Genomic DNA, 20,417 nt, shown 5'->3' with positions numbered 1-20,417 from the left:
TGTTCACCGAGGTGGACGCGCGCAGGGGGACCGTGGCTCGGTGAGGCCCCGCAACCGGTACGTCGACCTCCTGCGGGTCATCGCGGTGGGTCTGGTGGTGCTCGGTCACTGGCTGGCGATCTCGATCACCTACCACGGCGGCCACCTCGGAGGTCAGGAAGTGCTGGGAGCGCTGCCCTGGACCCGATGGCTCAGCCTGGGCTTCCAGGTGATGCCGGTCTTCTTCCTGGTGGGCGGTTTCGCCAATGCCGCGTCGTGGACATCTCATCGTGCGCGCGGCGGGGGCTGGGGGCGCTGGCTGTACGGCCGGTCCGTACGGCTCCTCGCACCCACCACGGTGTACGTTCTCGTGTCCGTCGCCGTCGTGGCCGTCTGCCGCGCCGCCGGCGTCGACCGGGCCCTGCTCGAACGGGCGGCATGGGCGGTGGCCCTCCACCTGTGGTTCCTGCCGGTCTACCTCTGCCTGCTGGCCGTGACACCCGCGCTGCACGCCGCCCACCGGCGCTGGGGCCCTCGGGTACCGGTCCTGCTCGCCGCCTGTGCCGCCGGGGTGAACACGGCGGTCCTGTGCTTCCGTCCGCCGCTGCTGGACTGGATGGACTACCTGCTGGCGTGGGGGTCGATCCACCAGTTGGGCTTCGCCTGGCACGACGGTGCGCTCACGCGCACCAGGCGGCGGCCACTGGCACTGGCCGCCGTAGGGATCACCGTCCTCGTGGGCCTGCTGTGGCCGGGGCCATTCCCGGTCAGCATGGTCGGAGTTCCCGGTGCGCGGATCAAGAACTCCGCACCGCCATCGGTCGCCCTTCTCGCGTTCGCCATCGCCCAGGTGGGGCTGCTGCTCGCCGCCGAACCCACCATGACGCGCCTCCTGCGCGGGCCGCGTCTGGGGCGGGCGATAGCGCGGGCGAACCGTATGGTCATGACGCTGTACCTGTGGCACATGGCCCCGGTGATCCTCGCAGCGCTCGTCCTGTACCCCACCGGCATCCTCCCGTCGGCGCCCATCGGATCATCGGCCTGGCTGGTTCAGCGTCTGGTCTGGGTGGCCACACTCACGATCCTCTTCCTGCCGATGGCCATGGCGCTGCGGTCCGTGGAGCGCCTGGCGCCCGGTCGCAGCGGCGTCCGCCTACTTCCCCAGGCTGCGTGGCCCCTGCTCGCAGCCGGAGTCGGTATGGCCTGCTTCGCCTTGGCCAGGATCGCGGGACAGGGATTCGCCCCGAGCGGCCGGCTCCCCCTCACCGTTCTCGCCGTCTACGCCATCGGGATTCTCCTGCTCACCGCGGCAGGGAGAACACGCACCCGCCGTACCGAGCGGATTCCCGGAACCCGGTGTTGAGGCCTCACCCGGCCGCTCGTCCCTAGGGGCGCCGGCTCCACGTTGGTGACGTCCGGTATACGTCACCCCTCCACTCCCCCTAGACTCGGCCACCACAAGAGACCGATATTTCCCGTTATGTACGGATACAACCCGGCGGGTCTGCCAGGTGTCGGACCAGACACCGCACCCGCAAAGGGGGGACCAACGTGAACAACAACTCCGAGACGGAAGCCTTCTGGGGTACGCCGGGACCCGGCGCGAACAAGGGCCGTCATGGTGGCCGGGAGCGTTCTCGCGCCCGCCGATGGGCGACGATCGCAATCGCGGGCACCGTCGGGCTCGGCGCCGTCGCCGGCGTCGCCTACGCGGCGACCGGTGGTTCGGGAGCCTCGGGCGGAACCCGGCCGCGCGCCGCCGGCGTGACGACCTCGCCGGAGTCCATGCCCGCCGCTGACGTCCCTGCGCGGTCCACGCCCAAGCCCGCGCGCAAGTCCCCCAAGAAGACTCTCAAGCCGACTCCGCACAAGTCACGCCCGACGGCCCACAAGCCCACTCCGTCCAAGAGCAGCGAACCTTCTCACCACACGTCTCCCGCAGCGCCCGTGGCCGGTGGCCCGACTGGGAAGGCCGCCCAGTACGCCGCCCAGGTCCTGAGCCTCACCAACTCCGAACGCGCCCAGCACGGCTGCAGCGCCCTTACGATCAACGCGAAACTGGCCAGAGCCGCGCAGGGACACTCCGCCGACATGGTCGCCCGCCACTTCTTCGACCACACCAACCCCGACGGCAAGGGCCCAGGGGAACGGCTCGCCGCCGTCGGATACCCCCAAGCGGCCTGGGGGGAGAACATCGCCTCCGGCCAGCAGACCCCGGCCGCGGTGATGAACTCCTGGATGAACAGCCCGGGGCACCGGGCCAACATCCTCAACTGCGCCTACCGCGCGATCGGCATCGGCGTCGCGTTCCGCGGCGGCACACCGTACTGGACGCAGGACTTCGGCTCAGTGCGATAGGCGATCACCGAGCGCCCGAGCGAAGGTGGGGTGGCGGAGCACGGTCGGTTCATGATCGTCGATCGGGTATTACTGGGTCGTATGGCGCTGAAGGAGTTCTATCCGCCGATAGAGCCGCATGAGTCTGGTCTGCTCGATGTCGGCGACGGTAACGAGATCTACTGGGAGATCTGCGGGAATCCCACCGGCAAGCCCGCGGTCTTCCTGCACGGCGGCCCTGGCGGCGGTCTGCTGCCCGGCTTTCGCCGCTTCTTCGATCCGGCCGCGTACCGGATCGTGCTGTTCGACCAGCGCAACTGCGGCGCCAGCAGGCCGAGCGCCGGGGACCCGCGAGTCTCGCTGGAGCACAACACCACCGCACACCTGATCGCCGACATTGAGCGGCTCCGCGAGCGTCTGTCCGTCGACCGCTGGCTGGTCTTCGGCGGAAGCTGGGGCAGCACTCTTGCTCTCGCGTACGCCCAGGCCCACCCCGACCGCGTCACCGAACTGGTGTTGCGCGGTGTCTACCTCGTCCGCCCGGCCGACGAGCCCTGGTCGTTCACCCCCACCGGCGCCGCCCACCTCTTCCCGGCCGAGTGGGCCGCCTTCAGCGACGCGATCCCCAGCACCGAGCGGCACGACCTGATGGCCGCCTACGGCCGCCGCATCGGCGACCCGGATCCCAGGGTCCACATCCCCGCGGCCCGTGCCTGGATGGCCTGGGAATTCTCGGCCAACACCCTGCTCCCTGTCGAGCCGCCGGAAGTCGACGACGCCACCATCCTCACCTTCGCCCGGATCACCCATCACTACATCAGCAACGGCGGTTTCCTCCCCGAGGAGGGCCTCCTGGCGCGCATCGATCGCATCCGGCACATTCCCGCCGTGATCGTCAACGGCCGCTACGACATCAAGACCCCGCCCGCTCAGGCATGGGATCTCCATCGGGCATGGCCCGAGGCCGAGTTCCACATCGTCGAGGACGCGGGCCACGGCGGCGCCGAACCCGGGACCCGTCATCACCTGGTCGACGCCACCGACCGCTTCCGTCCCTGAACGCCCGGTCAAGGGATGAGAGAGGCGCGGGTGAACTCCCGGATTATTCCGGCGAGCCTGGCGGGCTGGTCGAGAGGGACGAGGGTGTAGCTGTCCTCGACCCCCACCAGCCGGCCCTGCGGAAGGAGTTCGGCGAGGCGCCGGCCGTGTTCGGGTGGCATCACGCGGTCCTCGTCCGCCCAGACCACGAGGGCGGGGCGGTCGAAGCCCGACAGGCGGTCGGCCGCGGTGAGCAGGAAGCCGGTGTCCTCGGCCGCCGCCCGCAGGACCCGTACGGTGTCGCGGCGGATCTCGGGCCGCGTCAGCACCGGCTCCATCCATCGGGCGGTCGCGGCGTCTCCCCGTTTGGTCAGCCACCCGAACGCGATCGGGAGCCGCCGGACCGGCCGGAGCCGCATCTGCTGCATGAACAGGCCGAACAACGCGGGCGGAAGTCTGCCGCTGAGGACGAGCGTCCTGCCCGTCAGCCCCGGCGGGAAGTTGTCGAACGCGTCACACGAGACCAGGACGGCTCGTGCCACGCGTTCGACGCCCCGGGCCATGAGCAGCTGGACGAGCGCGCCACCGGTGTCGTTGCCGACGAGGGTGACGTCACGCAGGTCGAGGCGGTCGAGGAACTCCGCGATCAGCCCGGCGAGCCCTTGCGGTGACAGGTCGGCGTCGTCACGCATCGCGTGGCGGTGCGCCCCGAGCGGCAACGTCGGCACCAGGCAACGGTGGTCGGCGGACAGCTCGGCGATCACCCCGTCCCACAGGGAGGCGTCCATCAACAGGCCGTGCACCGGCACGACCGTGGGACCGTCTCCGCCGGTGTCCTCGTACTCGATCGTCCCGGCGGACAGCTCGATGGTCTTCATCGCGTTCCGCCTCAGCGCCGCGCGGGATCCGGGGTGACCGCGGTGACGCGCTCGCCCGTCGGGTGATCCAGCATGTGCCGGCGCAGGAAGGACAGCTCGACCTCGGCGGCCTGCTCGTGCGCCTCCAGGAACGGCGCATAGTGCCCGCCGGGCAGGCGGACCAGCTCGGCGCGGGGCGCTCGCCGCGCCGCGACGACGGCCGGCTCGGCGAGCGCCGTCCGGTCCTGGTCGCACACCAGGACGAGCAACGGGCTTCGCACCCGAGACGCGTAACGGCCTGGCCGGTAGAAGGCGAGGCGCAAGGCCGACCGGGCGGCGACCGCCTGTTGCCAGTCCGGGTACCGGCTTCCGGGGTTGAGCGCCCGGCCGGTGTCGAGGCTGTCCGGAGTGGTGAGGGCCGCTACGGTGCCCGGCTCGCCGGTGAGCGGCACCAGCAGCGGATCACGGCCGACGACACCGCCTAGAAGGTCGAGAACGGCCTTGGCGGTGAAACGCAGCATGGCAAGCGGCTTCTGGTGGCGTGATGCGTTGCGCGTGACGGCCAGACCGTCGGCGTTCGGCGTGTGCGCGATCACCGCGGCGAGCCCGGGATTGCGCGCCCCTACACGGAAGAGATGGCCGCCGGTCGCGGAGAAACCCCAGGCGGCGATCCGGGTCGGGTCGACTCCGGGCAGGGTCGCGGCGAAGTCGATCGCGGCCTGCCAGTCGGCGAGCTGGTCCTTGACGGGCAGGACCAGACGCGGCCGTCCTCCGCTCTCCCCGAGCCGGCGATAGTCGAAGGCCAGCACTCCGAACCCGGCCTCGTGGAATCGGCGCGCGAACAGGTCCGTGCCCGGCTCCTTGGTCACCGCGAAGCCGCCCGCCATGATCACCAAGGCGCCGTTGGTCCCCCGATAGTGCCAGGCGGCGCACGTGATGCCGCCGCTCGTGAAATGAACCTTCTCCCGCTCCACGGACTGTTGCACTCCGACCTCCGGATGGATGAATCACTCCCGTAAGTGAACCAAATGGTTCACATGCCGCCATCGACCGTCGGTGTCACTCTTTCAGTATAGTACGGGATTCATATGATATGAAATACGTGCGGGCAGGTCGGGCTCTCCACGGGCCGCGGTGGTACACCGCGACGACCTGACACCCACTCCCCCGCCACGCCTCCACCGGAGTCGTCTTCACCAGGAAGGTTCGTCGTGATTCTTGTGACCGGAGCGACCGGCACCATCGGACGTCCCCTGATCGATCTGCTCGCCGAGGAGGGCGCCAAGGTGCGCGCCGTCACCCGCGATCCAGGGACCTCCGGCCTCCCCGAAGCCGTCGAGACCGTGGCGGGCGACCCGTCGCGGCCCGACACGATCGCCTCGTACCTGGAGGGCGTCACCGCCGTCTTCCTGCACCCGCGGGCCGCCGGGGAGGCCGCAGGTGCCCTGCTGGCGCTCGCCCGTGAGCGAGGCGTCCAGCGAGTCGTGGCCCTCTCGGCCATCAACATCGACGACGACCCCGCCGAGCAGCCGTCCCGGTTCCAGGGGGACAGGAACAAGGAGGCCGAGGACGCCGCCGTCGCGAGCGGTCTGGAGTGGGTGAGCCTGCGGCCCGCCTCCCTCGCCGTCAACACCCTCCGCACGTGGGCTCCCCAAATCCGCGTCGGCGACGTCGTGCGCGGTCCGTACGCGAGCTTCGCCGAACCGCTGATCCATGAGGGGGACGTTGCGGAGGTCGGTGCCCGCGCGCTGCTGGACGATGGCCTGTCCGGTCGCCGGCTAAGGCTCACCGGCCCGCGGTCGCCGTCCCACGCGGAGCTCGTGGCCGTCATCGGTGACGTGATCGGCAGGCCGCTGCGCTATGAGGAGATCCCTCCCGAGGCGTTCGCGCAGGGGCTGATCCAGCGCGGCCTCCCGAAGCCGTTCGTCGCGGCCCTGATGGCCAGGTACGCCCGGGGTACCGGCCCGGCGGAGGCCGTCACCGACGAGGTGGAGAGGATCCTCGGCCGTCCCGCGCGGAGCTACGACCGATGGGTCGCCGACCATGCCGCCGCCTTCCAGGTCTGACGAGGCACGGGCGACCCGAGAGCCGGGGAGAACGTCCGCCCGTCCGAAGCCGAAGACGATCGCATTCGCTCACATCAAGGAACCAGCCATGAGCAAAGAACCGCTTCTCAGAGCCGCACGCTTCTTGAGCCTGACCTTCGTCGGGCTGTTCGCGGGATTCCTCGTCGGCGTCCTCGTCCTGGAGTCGTCTCTGCGGCACTATGACCGCTTCGTATACGCGCAGGTCCGGAAGGTGGAACTCGACCGACTGGACACCCTCGCCTCCGCCACCCTCATCCCCGCACTGATCACCACCGCACTCCTGGTGATCTCCGCGGTCAGGGCGAGAGATCGGGTGTTCCGGCTCACCCTGGCGGCGCTGGTCCTTCTGGTGACCGTCTTCGTCACCACGCTGATCTTCAATCTCCCCATCAACGGCGACCAGGCCGGTTGGGACGTCACGGCACCTCCCGCGGACTGGGCGAGCATCCGTGATCGCTGGCAGCTCTGGCACGCGGTACGGACCGGCGCGGCCGTGCTCGCCTTCGGACTCCTCGGAGCGGCGGCGATGAGCAGGACGTCCGCCGGCTCCCCCTCGTCCGGACACTGAGGCGGGGCGCCGCTTCAGTCGTTCGTCAGCTGCTCGGTCGCGTCCTGGCCGGCGTCCGTGGCCCGCCGCAGGAAGTCGGCGAGTGTATCCAGCTCGCCGTCGGTGTAGTCCGCGCAGATGCGGTCCATCGAGGTGCTCATCCCGGAATAAAGCTCGAAGAGCTCGGGGATGCGATCACGCAGGGGGTGTACGGCGACGGCGCGGCGGTCGGCGGCGTCCGGGTCACGTTGACGGACGACCCAGCCGCCCCGTTGCAGGCGGTCGAGGATGCCGGTCATCGTGGCCGGGTGCAGACCCGCGCGTCGGGCCAGCGCACTCGGGCTCATGGGCCCGTGGCGATTGATCAGATCAAGGCAGTGGAGGTCGACGTCTTTGAGGTCGATATGGGCGCAGATCTGATGGTTGAGCAGTGAAAGCTGAATGCTCAACTCACGCAGTGAATCCTTGATCGTGGCGGTCGCTCGCCGTCGACGCCGCGCCGCCTCGGCGTCCTCGCCCGTTGTGGACGCCATGGGTCAGCATCCTCCTATCACGCGTAATACGGTAGTCGTATTCTATGGTTTGCGAACCATAATAGCGCACAGGCGTCGGCTCCTCGTGGTCGCGCACACCCCCGGGGCCAGGCGAAGACGGTACCGGTCTCGGTGAGGAGTGCGCTGAGCACCCGGAGGGCGCGCCATGCCTCCGCCATGCCGAACTGCGCCGAGAACCGTACGACGGCGTGCACCTCGTCGAGCGTGGCGCCGGCACCGAAGGCCCGCGCCACATGGACGCGGAAGCTCCCCAGGCCCGTAAGGCGCGTCGCCCACACGCCACACCCCCAGAGGCCGAGGTCACGGGTGTCCGTTGTATGTGAACGGCTGTTGCGCTACGGTCATAGCGCAACAGTCGTTCACTCATGGAGGAGCATCGTGGTCTCCCGTTCTCAGACCGAGGCGAGCACCGACGGTTCGACGGATCCGAAGCTTGAAAGGAACAAGCGCAACGTCCTGGCCTTCTACGAGGCCGGCATCAACAACAAGGACTTCGAAACTGCGTCGAAGCTCATTGGCGATCGTTATGTGCAGCACAATCCTCTGATCGCCGACGGCGCCGAAGGCTTCGAACGCCGCGTCGAATTCATCAAACGGACGTTCCCGGATCTGCGCGCAGAGGTCAAGAACATCTTCGCAGAGGGCGATTTCGTCATCGGGCACGTGCATGGGGTACGCGTGCCGGGGCAACGCGGCACGGCCATCGTCGATATCTTCCGGCTCGACGAGGACGGCAAGCTGGTCGAGCACTGGGACGTCATGCAGGACATCCCGGAAGAAGCCGAAAACGAGAACGGGATGTTCTAGTTTTCCGGCGCCACGCGCCACGCGCCACGCGCCACGCGCCACGCGCCACGCGCCACGCGCCACGCGCCATCAATGAATTCCTTGAGGTGTGTGATGACCACGACAGTCGGCTCCGCCCGGCTCACTTCCGATCGTGCCGCCCCCGACCGCGATCCGAGATCGGCATCGACCGCCTGCTCACCAACGTCGCGATCCACTGGCTCACCGGCACCGCGGGCTTCTCGGCACGTCTCCACCGCGAAAACGCCGGCCCTCCCCCACCCTGTTCGCCGCCCCTGGGGGTGGCCGTCTTCCCGCACGACGTCGTCCTGCGGGTGCGCGCCCTCGTCGACCGCGCGTACGCGATCACCCGCTGGACGGAGTTCGACCGCGGCGGCCACTTCGCCGCCCTGGAGTCGCCCGATCTCTTCGCCGGCGACGTACGGGCGTTCTTCCGCGATCTACGCTGACCGGGTGGCACCCACCGGGGTGCGCGTGTCACTCCGGGCACTCCGCGACCTCTGAGCTGCCGGTCGCGTCGACGATCACTTAGTCGGCGATGCCGAAGACCTGGTGGATCGTCCCCGGCTGCTCGAGCATGGCGAGCATGTGATGGGCGACGTTGGCACGTGAGACGGTCACCCCGCCTCGCACGTTCTGTCCGCGCGCGGTCCGGTACGCACCGGTCAGCGGCTTGTCGGTGAGTCGCGGCGGTCGGCTGATGGTCCAGTCCAGGCCGCTCTCGCGAACGATGTCCTCCATTAGCGCAAGGTCGGCGTAGTGCGCGCGGAACATGGCTCCCGCGAACCGACTGCCCAGATGCCGCATGAAGAACCCGTCGCCGGGATCGTGGGCCGGTGGATTCGGGCGGCCGGGCGACGGAACGGTGCCGATCGGCGCGGCGCTGACGACGACGAGTCGCCGCACGCCGGCATCCTGCATCGCGGCCACGATCGCCCTCGTGCCCTGGGAGGTGATGCCCGCCTCGGATCTCGGATTGCGCGGCCCGAGTCCGGACAGGACGGCGTCGCTTCCGGTGACCGCGGAGGCGAGCACGGCCGGCTCCGCCGTCGCGAGGTCGGCGGTGACGATCCGTGCCTCCCCGGCCAAGCTCGCGGGGTTGCGTACGACCGCGGTGACGTCGTGTCCTGCGGCGACGGCCTGGTCGAAGACGTGGCGGCCGATACCGCCCGTCGCCGCGAAGATCGTGAGCTTCATCGGTCATGGCCTCCTGTGTTTCTCCACCGCCCGAGCGCCGGAGTTCACTGACATATTATATGGAAATCGTATAATATGCCATCCGGAGCTGCCCTGCGGTCCCTGGCGCGCGGCTTGCAGCACCATCGCCCGCGACTCTCGGGGGACGCGGCTATCCGTCGGCGGCCTCCTCCCGCTCCAGCGCACGAATCAAGGCATCGAACCCCGCGGCGACCCCCGCGGTGTCCCCGGTGGTCAGCCGCTCCAGCAGGAAGCCCCGGAGCGTCGCAAGGATCATCTCCGACACCTCGAGCTTGCGCTGTTCCGACCAGTCCGCCGGACACAGAGACCGAAGCACCGGCAGATACTGCCGCGAGGCCTCCCGGGCGAGATCGGCATAACGGCCGGGGTCGTACATCGCCAGTCCGATGGCCTGATCGAGCACCCGCCGCAGACCCAGCTCCTCTTCCCTGAGCGTGGGCCAGATGGCGCGCACCCGATCCGCCAGCGTCCGGCCGGCAGGGTCTCCGGTGGCGGCCAGTGCACTACCGATCCGCCTTTCACGCAGCGCGCGGACCGCCTGCCCGAGCAGGTCTTCGACGCCGTCGAAGTGGTACAGCAGCACTTTGTGCGTTGTACCGGCCGCCCGCGCGGCACGCCGGAGAGAGAAGTCGACGAGGCCGTTGACGGCGAGGTCGTCGGTGACGCGCTCGAGCAGTTCCCGGCGCCTGGCCTCGCCGCGCGGCGACCCCACCGACCGCCGATAGCCCGCTCGTCCCGGTGAAACGTCATCGGCAGAAGTGTTCATGACCCCCCAGCTTCTCCTCTCCACTACTACCAGTCGTCATGTTCGGCCATCGCTTGCTCTTGATGCCCTCTGTGGTGATCTGCGGAGCCGGGATACTCGGCACGGCCAGCGTGCTCGGCGTCCTGCGATCGGTGCACAGGACCCGGCCTGGAGTGGCCGGCCCGCCGTGAGGGCGGCCTTCGGCGGCGACGGAGGGGATTCATGAACGGGTTCGGCAGGAGACTCCGCGCGACACGGGCGTTCGCCACCGAGCGCGGCTGGACCTTCGCCGTCGCGGGCAAGGGGCAAGGTGCGCTCCTCGAGCAACTGCGTGGCGAGCCGTTCCACCCGCCCGAGCGGGCCCCGGACGCCTTCCCGTACCCGGTGCTCGGCCGCCACCGGCACCGACTGTCGGACGTGATGCGCGGCGCGTACCGCGACCGGTCCGCGGTCGTCTTCGCGTACACGCGCGAGCAGGAGATCCTCGATGACGGCTTCGGCCGCCGTGGCCGGGAGAACTCGTGCCACTGGATCGCCGCCCTGCTGGACCTGCCTGCTCCGGTGCCGCGTCTGCAGGTGACGCCTCGAACACGGGTGGCCCCCGCGCAGCCGGGTGTCACGATCGGCGAGCCGCGCGTGGACTAGCGGTTCCACGTCCAGACCGACGATCCCGCGTGGGCGGCCAGGGCGCGGCGCGACCTGTCCCCGATTCTGCTGGACGGACCCGCCCGAGCGTGGCGTATCGCGGGTACGTCCATCCTGACGTGGACGTGGGCTCGACCGACGCCCGGCAGTCCACTCGACCAGGTCGATACCGCGCTGGACCGCCTGTCCACGATCGCCGGGCACCTCACGCCGCCGGCCTGAACCATGGATTCACGCCATCGCTCCACAGTGGAAGACACCCGTCGGCCCCGGCCGGACTCCGACCAGGCCGAGGCCGCTCCCACCGGGCGAAGGTGTCAGCGCGTCGGCCCATCGTCCGAGGCCGAAGCTTCTCGGGGTTACGCACACTGACCCGCCGGCCACGGAGCAGCCGACGGAGCGGCCGGGCCGCACCATGGTGCGCGAGGCAGGATTTGAACCTGCACAGCCGAAGCGTCCGGTTTACAGCCGGGCGGGCTCCCCACGTGCCCAGCTCGCGCTTGGGGCGATCGCCCGGAATCGAACCGGGACCATCTGGCTCACAACCAGGTGTGCAGACCACTACACCACGAACGCCATGGTCGGCCTGACAGGTTTTGAACCTGTTACACACGGTGTGTGAAACCGCTGCTCTACCAATTGAGCTACAGGCCGTTCGCGTGCACCTTGCGGTGCACGCGAGGTGATATCGCGAATGGCGCTTGTGACCGGACTCGAACCGGCGCCTCCTCCGCTGACAACGGAGTGCTCTGGCCGCTGAGCTACACAAGCAGGGCCTCACGCTCGGCGCGTGAGGTGCACGACCGGGTGGTCGAGCGTCGTGGCGCGGGCCGGATTCGAACCGGCGGTCTTCGGCTTATGAGGCCGACGAGGACGACCGAACTCCTCTACCGCGCTTCGTTCGGCGCACCACCGAAGGTGCAGCCGGGCCGGCTCGCCTCGCCGGCGAGCCGTCGTAGCCCCTGCGGGACTCGAACCCGCTCTGCGACGTTGAAGGTGTCGCGACCTACCCATGGTCGAAGGGGCCTCGGCCTTCCTGGCGGCGTCACCCAGGTCGGGGGTGCCGCCGGAAGGAGTACCGCGTGCGAAGTTCAAGCCTTTTAGCGGAAGGTGAGGGATTCGAACCCCCGCAGGTGTGACCCTGGCCGCCGTTTTCGAAACGGGCGCAATACCGACTCTGCCAACCTTCCAAGCTATGACACTGCGAGACGCGGGAAAAGCGCGCATGTCACTGTTGAAGTCATTTCTGTTTGCCCTGTGATATCCATCTTAAGGATTCGCCCCTCAGACTCAACAGGTTTTTCCGAACGGTGCTCACTCGACCGGGTCGGCACCGGCCCAGATGGTCTCGAAGGCGTAACCGAGGCACTGCGCCAGGGAGGGATGTTCGATCAGAACGTTGGTCGTGGAATCGGACCCCGCCACCGGGTCACGCAGCGACATCACCACTCGGACGCCGTCCACGATCCACATTCGCATGGGCACGCCGGCGGCCACCCGCGCCTCCTCCCCCGCGGCGGTGTACCGCCGGATGTCGGCGACCAGGCCCGGATCGTCGAGGGCAGCTCGTTCGTAAACACACCGCACGCGCCCGCCTGATCTCGTCAGTCGCCGGATCGTGGTCGTACCGGTGGTGTCGTCGTCGATCAGATACGGGAGCTTGGCGACCGCGAGGATCTCCCGTCGCGCGCCGGCCTGGATCTCCTCGATCCGTTCGGCCAGCACCTCGTGGCCTCGAAGCACCTCGACGTAGTCCAGGGGATCGCTCTCCTGCCTGCCGCAGGACCAGACGGGCGCCAGCGACTCGACGAGCCGTGCCGTGGCCTCCTCCAGCCGGTCGAGCTCCGCCCGGCGGGCGGCCATGAGACGTTCGACCGCCGCGGCCGGATCGACCGCGGTGTATCGGGTGGTGCCTCCCGGCAGCAGCCGGACCAGGCCGCGCTCGGTCAGTGCCGCCAAGACGTCGTAGATGCGCTGACGCGGCACTCCCGATTCGCGCGCGAGCTGCGCCGCCGTGTAGCGGTCCCGGGCGAGAAGGGCGAGGTAGGCGCGCGCCTCGTATCCCGTCAGCCCCAGGTCGACGAACTGCTGGGGCAGATTCTCCAGATCCGCCACGCCTCCACGCTACCGGCCGTGCCCGGCCCATCCCGTTCAGTTCGACCGAGTCCGGAACCGGACACCTTTGGTCAAGAGAGAGTAAAGGCTCATTGACCGCCTTAGGGCGAATGCCTACGTTGCGCGCAACACCACTAGCCGTGGTGTCAAGGCCGGAGAGCGGTCGACCCCGCTACATCCGGCCTCCCGCCAAAAAGGGAGCAAGGATGTCACCCCCATCCACCCGCGCTCGTCGCCTGCGTCGCATCGGCCTCACCCTCATGGCCGCGCTCGCCCTGCCCGCTGCCGCATTGACCACCACTGCACCGGCCCACGCTTCCACGGCCGCCCGGCTCAGTGCCGCCGCACCCCACCTGTCCGCGCCCATCAAGCGGGCGTGTGCGACCCCGACCCGCCCCGGCCAGATGGCCTGTCTCTCGCTCGTACGTACCGACGTGACCGCACGCCGGGGAATCCAGCCGAACCTCGCGCCCTCCGGGTTCGGCCCAACCCAGCTGCAGAGCGCGTACGCCCTGCCGTCCTCATCCGCCGGATCGAGCCAGACGGTCGCCGTCGTCGACGCCTACGACGATCCCAATGCCGAATCCGACCTGGCCACCTACCGCTCCCAGTACGGCCTGGCCGCCTGCACGAGCGCGAGCGGCTGCTTCAAGAAGGTCAACGAGAACGGCGGCAGCAGCCTGCCCTCCGCCGACTCCGGCTGGGCCGAGGAGGAGTCGCTCGACCTCGACATGGTGTCGGCGGTCTGCCCGAACTGCCACATCCTGCTCGTCGAGGCCACGCAGCCGTCCACGGACGACCTCGGCACGGCGGTCAACACCGCGGTCAGCCTCGGCGCCAAGTACGTGTCGAACAGCTACGGCGGGTCGGAGGACTCCAGCGACACGAGCACCGACTCCTCCTACTTCAACCACCCGGGCGTGGCCATCACCGTGTCCTCGGGCGACGACGGGTACGGGGTCGAGTACCCGGCGGCGTCGCAGTACGTCACCGCGGTCGGCGGGACCTCGCTGTCCCAGGCATCGAACTCGCGCGGCTGGAGTGAGTCCGCCTGGTCCGGTGCGGGATCCGGCTGCTCCTCGTATGACCCGAAGCCGTCGTGGCAGACGGACTCGGGCTGCTCCAGACGGTCCGTGGCCGATGTCTCCGCCGTCGCCGACCCGAACACCGGGCTCGCCGTCTACGACACCTACCAGACGGGCGGATGGCTGGTCGTCGGTGGCACCAGCGCATCGGCGCCGATCATCGCCGGTGTGTACGCCCTGGCGGGCCCGCCCGCGTCCGGGGCCTACCCGTCGTCCTACCCGTACGCTCACAGCAGCGCGCTCAACGACGTCACCTCCGGCAGCAACGGGTCGTGCAGCCCGTCCTACCTGTGCACTGCCGGTTCCGGGTACGACGGCCCGACCGGCCTCGGTACCCCGAACGGTGTGACGGCCTTCGGAAGCGGTTCCAGCGGCGGTAACACCGTCACGGTGACCAACCCCGGCAGCCAGACCAGCACCGTCGGCACGGCCGTCAGCCTGCAGATCCACGCGACGGATTCCGCCTCTGGTCAGACGCTGACCTACAGCGCGACGGGACTGCCCGCCGGCCTGTCGATCAACGCCTCCACCGGCCTGATCTCCGGTACGCCCACCGCCGCGGGCACCTCGAGTGTCACCGTCACCGTCAAGGACTCCACCGGTGCGTCCGGGTCGGCGTCCTTCACGTGGACGGTGAACGCGGTCGGCGGCGGGTGCTCCTCGCCCGGCAACAAGGTCACCAACGGCGGCTTCGAGAGCGGCACCACGCCCTGGACGACGACCTCCGGCGTCGTGTCGGCCAGCGGCAGCGGTGAGACCGCCCACACCGGCAGCTACCTCGCCTGGCTCGACGGATACGGCTCCACCCACACCGACAGCGCCACCCAGTCGGTGACCATCCCCGCCGGATGCAAGGCCTCACTCAGCTTCTGGCTCCACATCGACACCAGCGAGACCGGCAGCACCGTCTACGACAAGCTCACGGTCAAGACCGGCACCACCACCCTCGCCACCTACAGCAACGTCAACGCCGCCACCGGATACGTCCAGAAGACCTTCGACGTGTCGTCCTACGCAGGACAGACGGTGACGCTATCGTTCAGCGGCACCGAGGACTCGGGCCTGCAGACCAGCTTCGTGATCGACGACGTCGCCATCAACGCATCCTGACCGTGATCCATCGGGGCCCCGCGCGTCCTCCGCGCGGGGCCCTTCCCACCTGGCGACCGGCGTCGGCGTACCCTTTCGGGCTGGCTGCGCGAGGAGTTCGACGCCCTCGGGTACGACGCCCTGTTCGACAGGCGCGGCCTTGCGACGGATGAGGCGATCAGAATTCTCCGGTCCGTCTGGACCACGAGCACCGCCGTCGGGTTCGAGGGTGACGTATACCGATTCGAGCCGATGCTGATGGAGCCGAAGCCCGCGCGGCCGGGTGGCCTGCCGATCTGGATCGGCGGGCACGGGAAACGCTCCATCCGACGTGCCGCCGAACTCGGGGATGGCTGGCTGCCGTTTCGCCTGCCGGTCGACGAGTTGACGAAACATCTCGCCTATCTGCGGGAACAGCTCGCGCTGTACGGCCGCCGCCGGGAAGATGTCACCGTCGCCGTGAACGTGGTGGCCCACCCGTCCGGGAGCGACCCCGGCGGGCATGCCGCCGATTGGGATCTCGTCGGCGACGCGGACGCCTGCGCTGAGAAGCTCCGTCGTTATCAGCAGGCCGGCGTCGAGCATTTCCTGGTCAAGTGCCCGCACGGCTCGTCGACCGCGGCGATGGTGGAAACGTACGAGGTCATCGCGCGAGAGGTCCGGCCGCGTCTGGAGCGGAACGAGCAGAGCGGCTGATCGGAAAACCATGGCCTCGACTGGCGCGCGGCAGCGGACCCCCGCCGCTGCGGTCGGCGGGGGTGGGCTCGGGTCAGCGAAGGCCGCCCGATGCGATGAGATGCTCGCCGGTCAGCCAGGCCGAGTCGTCCGAGGCGAGGAAGACGGCGATGCCGGTGATGTCGTCGGGCCGGCCCGCCCGACCGAACGGCGTCTGGCCGACGAGGAACGCCTCCAGGTCGGAGCCCATGGTGCCGGTGTTGTGCGCGCCTTCGGTGTCGACGAGGCCGGGATTGAGGGAGTTGACGCGGATCTTCCTTGGGCCGAGTTCCCTGGAGAGCACACCGGTGATCGCGTCCACGGCGCCCTTGGTGGCGGTGTAGATCACCGTCTTCGGGGGCGTGGTGCGGCTGGCGCCGGAGCCGACGTTGATGATGCTGCCGCCCTCGCCGAGGTGCTTGACGGCCGCCCGCGTGACCAGCAGGGTGCCGAGCACGTTGACGTCGAACATCCTGTGGAACTGGTCTTCGGTGATCGCCCCGATCGGGGCGTATTCCCACACGCCGGAGTTGTTGACGAGGATGTCCAGGCGGCCGTAGTGCTCGATCGCCGCGTCGACGATGCGCTGCGCGTCGGCGGCCTTGGAGACGTCGCCGCCCACGGCGACCGCCTTGCCGCCGGCGGCGGTGATAGCGGAGACGGTGGCGTCGCCGCCCGCCTTACTGGAAGCGTAGTTGACGACCACTGAGGCGCCTTCCGCTGCGAGCGACTTGGCGATGGCCGCTCCGATGCCCTTGGAGGCACCGGTGACCACCGCTACTCGGCCCGTGAGCCTGCCCATGTGCCTGCCCTCTCTCTTTGATGTGCTCCTGGCGGCAACACCACCATGCGGCCTCCGTCGGCGCCGATGGTGGCGCCGACGATGAAGCCGGACCGGTCACCCCGGCAAGGAACAGAGCGGCCTGGGCCCAAGAGACCCGTGGCCTCCTCATCACTCACCGTGCCCCCGGCGATGGCGTTCACACTGACGCGGTTCGCCACCCCGGCCGAGCTCACCGCCCGCGTTTCCCCTGGAAGCGCGGGCGGGCTTGCCGCTGCCCACTCGTGCACGGACGCCGACGGACCGTTTCCCGTGCGGCGCGGTTCCAGGCCGGCCGCTACCTGCCGGCGAAGGTCTCGATGTGGGCGAGCGCGGCGTCCGTCGCAGTCTTGAAGGGGTGGGTGCTGCGGCGAATCTGGGTGAGCAGAAGGCCGCCCTGGATGGCGGCGAGCATCATGGTGGCCAGGTCGTGGACGTCGGCGTCCGCCGACAGTTCCCCCCGCTTCTGCATCCGGGCCAGGCCCTCACGGATCGGCCTCTCCCAGCGCTCGAACGCCTCGACGAGGTCGGCGCGGGTGGCGTCGTCGGTTTCGACCAGTTCGCTGGCGAGCGACCCGATCTCGCAGCCTCCCTCGCACTGACGGCGTTCCTGGTTCGCGACGGCCGCGTCGCACCACGCGCGCAGGGCCTCGAAGCTGTCGAGGTGGTCCAGGATCGGCCGCTGGCCGTCGAGGGACGCCTCGGTCTGATGGTCGATGACCGCCCGGACGAGCCCTCGCTTGTCGCCGAAGTAGTGGTAGATCTGCGAGGCGCTGACCCCGGCGGCCTGCTGGATCTCGGGGATGCTCGTACCGGCCACGCCTTGGCGGAACATCAGGTCGGCGGCGGCCTGGACGATGCGCTCACGCGTGCGGCGACCGGGCGCGGTGAGCTTGTGCTCGGCACTCGCGGAGGCCGGTGAGCCGCTCTTGGTCATGTCCCCACTTTAGTTCGACTGGAATTGACATTCCAATGATCGTGTCGCCGCCACCGGCCAGCCGGCCCGAGACCGCGAACCCCCAGGTCCACGGCGACGGCCGGGACCTGGGGTGGCTGACGAACACTGCTCTGGGGCGCCGGCGACCTACGCGGTCAGAGCGGTGAGGGCCTCGTTCAGCGTCGCCGACGGGCGCATGACGGCCGAGGCCGCGGCCGGGTCGGGCTGGTAGTAGCCGCCGATGTCGGCCGGGGAGCCCTGGACCGCGATCAGCTCGTCGACGATCGTCTGCTCATGGGAGGCCAGCGTCTCGGCGAGCGAGGCGAATGCCTTGGCGAGCATCGCGTCGTCGGTCTGCCCGGCCAGCTCCTGCGCCCAGTACAGGGCCAGGTAGAAGTGGCTGCCGCGGTTGTCGATGCCGCCGAGGCGGCGGGTGGGTGACTTGTCCCGGTCGAGGAAGGTCTCGATGGCACGGTCGAGCGTGTCGGCGAGGATCCGGGCGCGGGCGTTGCCCGTGGTCTGCGCGAGGTGTTCGAAGCTGACCGCGAGCGCAAGGAACTCGCCAAGGCTGTCCCAGCGCAGGTAGTTCTCCTTCACGAGCTGCTGAACGTGCTTGGGCGCGGACCCGCCGGCGCCGGTCTCGAACAGGCCGCCGCCGTTCATGAGCGGCACGATCGAGAGCATCTTCGCGCTGGTGCCCAGCTCGAGGATCGGGAACAGATCGGTCAGGTAGTCACGCAGGACGTTGCCGGTGACCGAGATGGTGTTCTGGCCCCGGCGGATCCTCTCCAGGGAGAAGACGGTCGCCTCAACCGGAGACATGATCTCGATCTGCAGTCCCTCGGTGTCATGTTCGGGCAGGTACTGCTTGACCTTGGCGATCAGATTGGCGTCGTGCGCGCGGTCCTGGTCGAGCCAGAACACGGCCGGGTCGCCGGTGGCTCGGGCGCGGGTGACCGCGAGCTTGACCCAGTCCTTGATCGCGGCGTCCTTGGTCTGGCACATCCGGAAGATGTCGCCCGCGGCCACGGGCTGCTCCATGACGACGTCGCCGGCCTCGTCGACGACGCGTACGGTGCCGGGAGCCGGGATCTCGAAGGTCTTGTCGTGGCTGCCGTACTCCTCGGCCTTCTGCGCCATCAGGCCGACGTTCGGGACCGAGCCCATCGTGGCCGGGTCGTAGGCGCCGTTGGCGCGGCAGTCGTCGATGACGGCCTGATAGACGCCCGCGTAGCTGCTGTCCGGGATGACGGCGAGGGTGTCGTGCTCCTGGCCGTCCGGACCCCACATGTGGCCGGAGGTACGGATCATGGCCGGCATGGAGGCGTCGACGATGACGTCGCTGGGGACGTGCAGGTTGGTGATCCCGCGGTCCGAGTCGACCATCGCCAGCGCCGGGCCCTTGGCCAGCTCGGCCTCGAACGACGCCTTGATCTCCTCACCCTCCGGCAGTGACCCCAGTCCCTTGAGGATGCCGCCGAGCCCGTCGTTGGGGCTCAGGCCGGCCGCCGCCAGCGCCTCGCCGTAGGTGGCGAACGTCGTGGGGAAGAAGGCGCGTACGACGTGCCCGAAGACGATCGGGTCCGACACCTTCATCATCGTGGCCTTCAGATGCACCGAGAACAGCACGTCCTCGGCCTTGGCCCGCGTGATCTGCGCGGTGAAGAACTCGCGCAACGCCGCCACCCGCATGACCGCCGTGTCGACCACCTCGGCCGCCAGGACCGGCACCGACTCGTGGAGGACCGTGGTCGAGCCGTCGTCTCCCGCCAGCTCGATGCGCAGGGCGCCGTCCTCGGAGATCACCGCCGACCTCTCCGTGGACCGGAAGTCGTCGGCCGTCATGTGGGCGACGTTCGTCTTCGACTCCGACGTCCAGGCGCCCAGACGGTGCGGGTACTTCCTCGCGTGGTTCTTCACAGCGGCGTGGGCACGGCGATCGGAGTTGCCCTCACGCAGCACCGGGTTCACCGCACTGCCCTTGACCTTGTCGTACCGGCCGCGGATCTCACGCTCCTCGGCGGTCTTCGGGTCGTCGGGGTAGTCCGGCAGCGCGTACCCCTTCTCCCGCAGCTCGGCGATCGCGGCCTTCAACTGCGGGACCGAGGCCGAGATGTTCGGCAGCTTGATGATGTTCGCACCTGGGGCTTCGACCAGCTCACCCAACTCCGCGAGCGCGTCCGGCACGCGCTGGTCCTCCGTGAGGTACTCCGGGAAACCCGAGAGGATCCGCCCGGCCAGCGAGATGTCACGCGTCTCAACGCTCACCCCGGCCGTCGACGCGTACGCCTGGATCACGGGCAGGAACGAGAACGTCGCCAGGGCCGGAGCCTCATCCGTGTACGTGTAGATGATGTCACACGAGGGCGCACTCTCGGCTCCGGCGTTTCCCGTGGTCGCGGCGGACTTGTCGTCGAGTTCCATTACCTCGTACTCCTTGCTGCCGGGCCCCGCAGGGGCACCGGACTCTCGGGGGGTTGCCAAGGTCGGCGGGGGCACCGTGCCGGGTCCAGGATCCCGCATGGAATGTTCATTCCAATATAGGACATGGCCCGAACCGTTCTCGACGGGTGCGGCACCGGCCCGGGTGAGCCCGGAACAGCCCAGCGCACGTCCGCGTCGAACGGCCTGACGGCGGCACCGCCACGAGGCCCGGAGGTCGGCGATGCCCCCGCACGAGCGTACGCCGTGCCGCACACCGGTCGTGATCGAGGATCGATCGAAACGACTCGGCCTCCGCGACGAGCCCTATTTGACCAATATTTGGGTACAAGCCCGGCGTCCATGCCCCCACACGTCGATCCGCGGCCGGCCCCGACGTTCCATCGGTGCCGATCGCCGGT

General features: G+C 69.2%; 19 protein-coding genes and 7 tRNA genes. 10 read left to right on the top strand and 16 right to left on the bottom strand.

What is annotated here, in order from left to right; translation table 11 throughout:
- Window positions 1-40 precede the first annotated feature (40 nt).
- From NE236_RS01155 to pip, 3 genes are all read left to right on the top strand, one after another.
- Window positions 41-1,342: an acyltransferase family protein gene (locus NE236_RS01155; RefSeq protein ID WP_252839863.1), complete on the top strand. Its 1,302-nt coding sequence runs from the start codon at window positions 41-43 to the stop codon at window positions 1,340-1,342.
- Between the two features lie 188 nt (window positions 1,343-1,530).
- The gene (locus NE236_RS01150; RefSeq protein WP_252839862.1) at window positions 1,531-2,337 is read left to right on the top strand and encodes a CAP domain-containing protein; all 807 of its coding nucleotides are present in this window, start codon (window positions 1,531-1,533) and stop codon (window positions 2,335-2,337) included.
- Window positions 2,338-2,424: 87 nt separating this feature from the next.
- A complete protein-coding gene (gene pip, locus NE236_RS01145) occupies window positions 2,425-3,375 on the top strand; it encodes a prolyl aminopeptidase (RefSeq protein ID WP_252840509.1) in 951 nt (316 codons plus the stop codon).
- An 8-nt stretch (window positions 3,376-3,383) separates the two neighbouring features.
- On the opposite strand, the gene NE236_RS01140 is transcribed toward pip, so the two are convergent.
- Together NE236_RS01140 and NE236_RS01135 are read right to left on the bottom strand one after the other, a co-directional pair.
- The gene (locus NE236_RS01140; RefSeq protein ID WP_252839861.1) at window positions 3,384-4,232 is read right to left on the bottom strand and encodes an alpha/beta fold hydrolase; all 849 of its coding nucleotides are present in this window, start codon (window positions 4,230-4,232) and stop codon (window positions 3,384-3,386) included.
- Between the two features lie 11 nt (window positions 4,233-4,243).
- On the bottom strand, window positions 4,244-5,197 hold the full coding sequence (locus tag NE236_RS01135) for an alpha/beta hydrolase (protein WP_252839860.1): 954 nt from the start codon (window positions 5,195-5,197) through the stop codon (window positions 4,244-4,246).
- A gap of 225 nt (window positions 5,198-5,422) precedes the next feature.
- Here NE236_RS01135 and NE236_RS01130 point away from each other — a divergent pair, with 225 nt between their 5' ends.
- Both NE236_RS01130 and NE236_RS01125 read left to right on the top strand, forming a co-directional pair.
- A complete protein-coding gene (locus NE236_RS01130) occupies window positions 5,423-6,277 on the top strand; it encodes an NAD(P)H-binding protein (protein WP_252839859.1) in 855 nt (284 codons plus the stop codon).
- 88 nt (window positions 6,278-6,365) lie between these two features.
- The gene (locus NE236_RS01125) at window positions 6,366-6,866 is read left to right on the top strand and encodes an anthrone oxygenase family protein (protein WP_252839858.1); all 501 of its coding nucleotides are present in this window, start codon (window positions 6,366-6,368) and stop codon (window positions 6,864-6,866) included.
- A gap of 14 nt (window positions 6,867-6,880) precedes the next feature.
- On the opposite strand, the gene NE236_RS01120 is transcribed toward NE236_RS01125, so the two are convergent.
- The gene (locus NE236_RS01120; RefSeq protein ID WP_252839857.1) at window positions 6,881-7,378 is read right to left on the bottom strand and encodes a MarR family winged helix-turn-helix transcriptional regulator; all 498 of its coding nucleotides are present in this window, start codon (window positions 7,376-7,378) and stop codon (window positions 6,881-6,883) included.
- Window positions 7,379-7,777: 399 nt separating this feature from the next.
- Here NE236_RS01120 and NE236_RS01115 point away from each other — a divergent pair, with 399 nt between their 5' ends.
- Together NE236_RS01115 and NE236_RS01110 are read left to right on the top strand one after the other, a co-directional pair.
- Entirely contained in the window at window positions 7,778-8,206 is a 429-nt protein-coding gene (locus NE236_RS01115; RefSeq protein WP_252839856.1) for a nuclear transport factor 2 family protein, read from the top strand.
- An 86-nt stretch (window positions 8,207-8,292) separates the two neighbouring features.
- The gene (locus NE236_RS01110) at window positions 8,293-8,655 is read left to right on the top strand and encodes an alpha/beta fold hydrolase family protein (RefSeq protein WP_252839855.1); all 363 of its coding nucleotides are present in this window, start codon (window positions 8,293-8,295) and stop codon (window positions 8,653-8,655) included.
- 79 nt (window positions 8,656-8,734) lie between these two features.
- Here the strand turns inward: NE236_RS01110 and NE236_RS01105 are convergent, their stop codons facing one another.
- Both NE236_RS01105 and NE236_RS01100 read right to left on the bottom strand, forming a co-directional pair.
- A complete protein-coding gene (locus NE236_RS01105; protein WP_252839854.1) occupies window positions 8,735-9,403 on the bottom strand; it encodes an NAD(P)-dependent oxidoreductase in 669 nt (222 codons plus the stop codon).
- Between the two features lie 151 nt (window positions 9,404-9,554).
- Window positions 9,555-10,136, bottom strand: a complete 582-nt coding sequence (locus tag NE236_RS01100) for a TetR/AcrR family transcriptional regulator (RefSeq protein ID WP_252839853.1) — start codon at window positions 10,134-10,136, stop codon at window positions 9,555-9,557.
- A 255-nt stretch (window positions 10,137-10,391) separates the two neighbouring features.
- Between NE236_RS01100 and NE236_RS01095 the strand changes: the two genes are divergently transcribed.
- Window positions 10,392-10,814, top strand: coding sequence for a hypothetical protein (locus NE236_RS01095; RefSeq protein ID WP_252839852.1), 423 nt, complete (start codon window positions 10,392-10,394; stop codon window positions 10,812-10,814).
- A 416-nt stretch (window positions 10,815-11,230) separates the two neighbouring features.
- Here NE236_RS01095 and NE236_RS01090 read toward each other — a convergent pair.
- The 8 genes from NE236_RS01090 to NE236_RS01055 all read right to left on the bottom strand — a co-directional run bounded on the left by NE236_RS01090 (window position 11,231) and on the right by NE236_RS01055 (window position 12,929).
- Window positions 11,231-11,314 (bottom strand) — tRNA-Tyr (locus tag NE236_RS01090).
- A gap of 1 nt (window position 11,315) precedes the next feature.
- Window positions 11,316-11,390: transfer RNA gene (locus NE236_RS01085), tRNA-His, on the bottom strand.
- 2 nt (window positions 11,391-11,392) lie between these two features.
- A tRNA-Val gene (locus tag NE236_RS01080) sits at window positions 11,393-11,468 on the bottom strand.
- A gap of 41 nt (window positions 11,469-11,509) precedes the next feature.
- Window positions 11,510-11,585 (bottom strand) — tRNA-Asp (locus NE236_RS01075).
- Between the two features lie 50 nt (window positions 11,586-11,635).
- Window positions 11,636-11,711 (bottom strand) — tRNA-Met (locus NE236_RS01070).
- A gap of 59 nt (window positions 11,712-11,770) precedes the next feature.
- Window positions 11,771-11,841, bottom strand: a tRNA-Glu gene (locus NE236_RS01065).
- A 77-nt stretch (window positions 11,842-11,918) separates the two neighbouring features.
- A tRNA-Ser gene (locus tag NE236_RS01060) sits at window positions 11,919-12,004 on the bottom strand.
- A 124-nt stretch (window positions 12,005-12,128) separates the two neighbouring features.
- Window positions 12,129-12,929 (bottom strand): TrmB family transcriptional regulator, encoded by an 801-nt coding sequence (locus NE236_RS01055; RefSeq protein ID WP_252839851.1) that lies wholly within the window; start codon window positions 12,927-12,929, stop codon window positions 12,129-12,131.
- Between the two features lie 206 nt (window positions 12,930-13,135).
- Here NE236_RS01055 and NE236_RS01050 point away from each other — a divergent pair, with 206 nt between their 5' ends.
- Complete coding sequence (locus tag NE236_RS01050) at window positions 13,136-15,124, top strand: putative Ig domain-containing protein (RefSeq protein WP_252839850.1); 1,989 nt, start codon at window positions 13,136-13,138, stop codon at window positions 15,122-15,124.
- A gap of 9 nt (window positions 15,125-15,133) precedes the next feature.
- Complete coding sequence (locus tag NE236_RS01045) at window positions 15,134-15,799, top strand: LLM class flavin-dependent oxidoreductase (protein ID WP_308209042.1); 666 nt, start codon at window positions 15,134-15,136, stop codon at window positions 15,797-15,799.
- Between the two features lie 73 nt (window positions 15,800-15,872).
- Here NE236_RS01045 and NE236_RS01040 read toward each other — a convergent pair whose 3' ends face one another.
- From NE236_RS01040 to NE236_RS01030, 3 genes are all read right to left on the bottom strand, one after another.
- Window positions 15,873-16,619 carry an SDR family NAD(P)-dependent oxidoreductase gene (locus NE236_RS01040; RefSeq protein ID WP_252839849.1) on the bottom strand — a complete coding sequence of 249 codons (747 nt, stop codon included), beginning with the start codon at window positions 16,617-16,619 and terminating at the stop codon, window positions 15,873-15,875.
- Window positions 16,620-16,935: 316 nt separating this feature from the next.
- A complete protein-coding gene (locus NE236_RS01035) occupies window positions 16,936-17,574 on the bottom strand; it encodes a TetR/AcrR family transcriptional regulator (RefSeq protein WP_252839848.1) in 639 nt (212 codons plus the stop codon).
- A 147-nt stretch (window positions 17,575-17,721) separates the two neighbouring features.
- A complete protein-coding gene (locus NE236_RS01030; RefSeq protein WP_252839847.1) occupies window positions 17,722-19,998 on the bottom strand; it encodes an NADP-dependent isocitrate dehydrogenase in 2,277 nt (758 codons plus the stop codon).
- Window positions 19,999-20,417: the final 419 nt, after the last annotated feature.

The sequence above is a fragment of the Actinoallomurus purpureus genome, assembly GCF_024055795.1.
GTDB lineage: Bacteria > Actinomycetota > Actinomycetes > Streptosporangiales > Streptosporangiaceae > Actinoallomurus > Actinoallomurus purpureus.
The sequence above is the reverse complement of the archived record's forward strand: the minus strand, read 5'-3'. Positions and strand labels throughout refer to the sequence as shown.

Excerpts from the sequence above, each read along its gene's own strand:
- NE236_RS01140 (WP_252839861.1), bottom strand. The coding sequence starts at position 4,232 with ATGAAGACCATCGAGCTGTCCGCCGGGACGATCGAGTACGAGGACACC.
- NE236_RS01120 (WP_252839857.1), bottom strand. The coding sequence starts at position 7,378 with ATGGCGTCCACAACGGGCGAGGACGCCGAGGCGGCGCGGCGTCGACGG.
- NE236_RS01030 (WP_252839847.1), bottom strand. The coding sequence starts at position 19,998 with ATGGAACTCGACGACAAGTCCGCCGCGACCACGGGAAACGCCGGAGCC.
- NE236_RS01035 (WP_252839848.1), bottom strand. The coding sequence starts at position 17,574 with ATGACCAAGAGCGGCTCACCGGCCTCCGCGAGTGCCGAGCACAAGCTC.
- NE236_RS01125 (WP_252839858.1), top strand. The coding sequence starts at position 6,366 with ATGAGCAAAGAACCGCTTCTCAGAGCCGCACGCTTCTTGAGCCTGACC.
- NE236_RS01050 (WP_252839850.1), top strand. The coding sequence starts at position 13,136 with ATGTCACCCCCATCCACCCGCGCTCGTCGCCTGCGTCGCATCGGCCTC.
- NE236_RS01105 (WP_252839854.1), bottom strand. The coding sequence starts at position 9,403 with ATGAAGCTCACGATCTTCGCGGCGACGGGCGGTATCGGCCGCCACGTC.
- NE236_RS01095 (WP_252839852.1), top strand. The coding sequence starts at position 10,392 with ATGAACGGGTTCGGCAGGAGACTCCGCGCGACACGGGCGTTCGCCACC.
- NE236_RS01040 (WP_252839849.1), bottom strand. The coding sequence starts at position 16,619 with ATGGGCAGGCTCACGGGCCGAGTAGCGGTGGTCACCGGTGCCTCCAAG.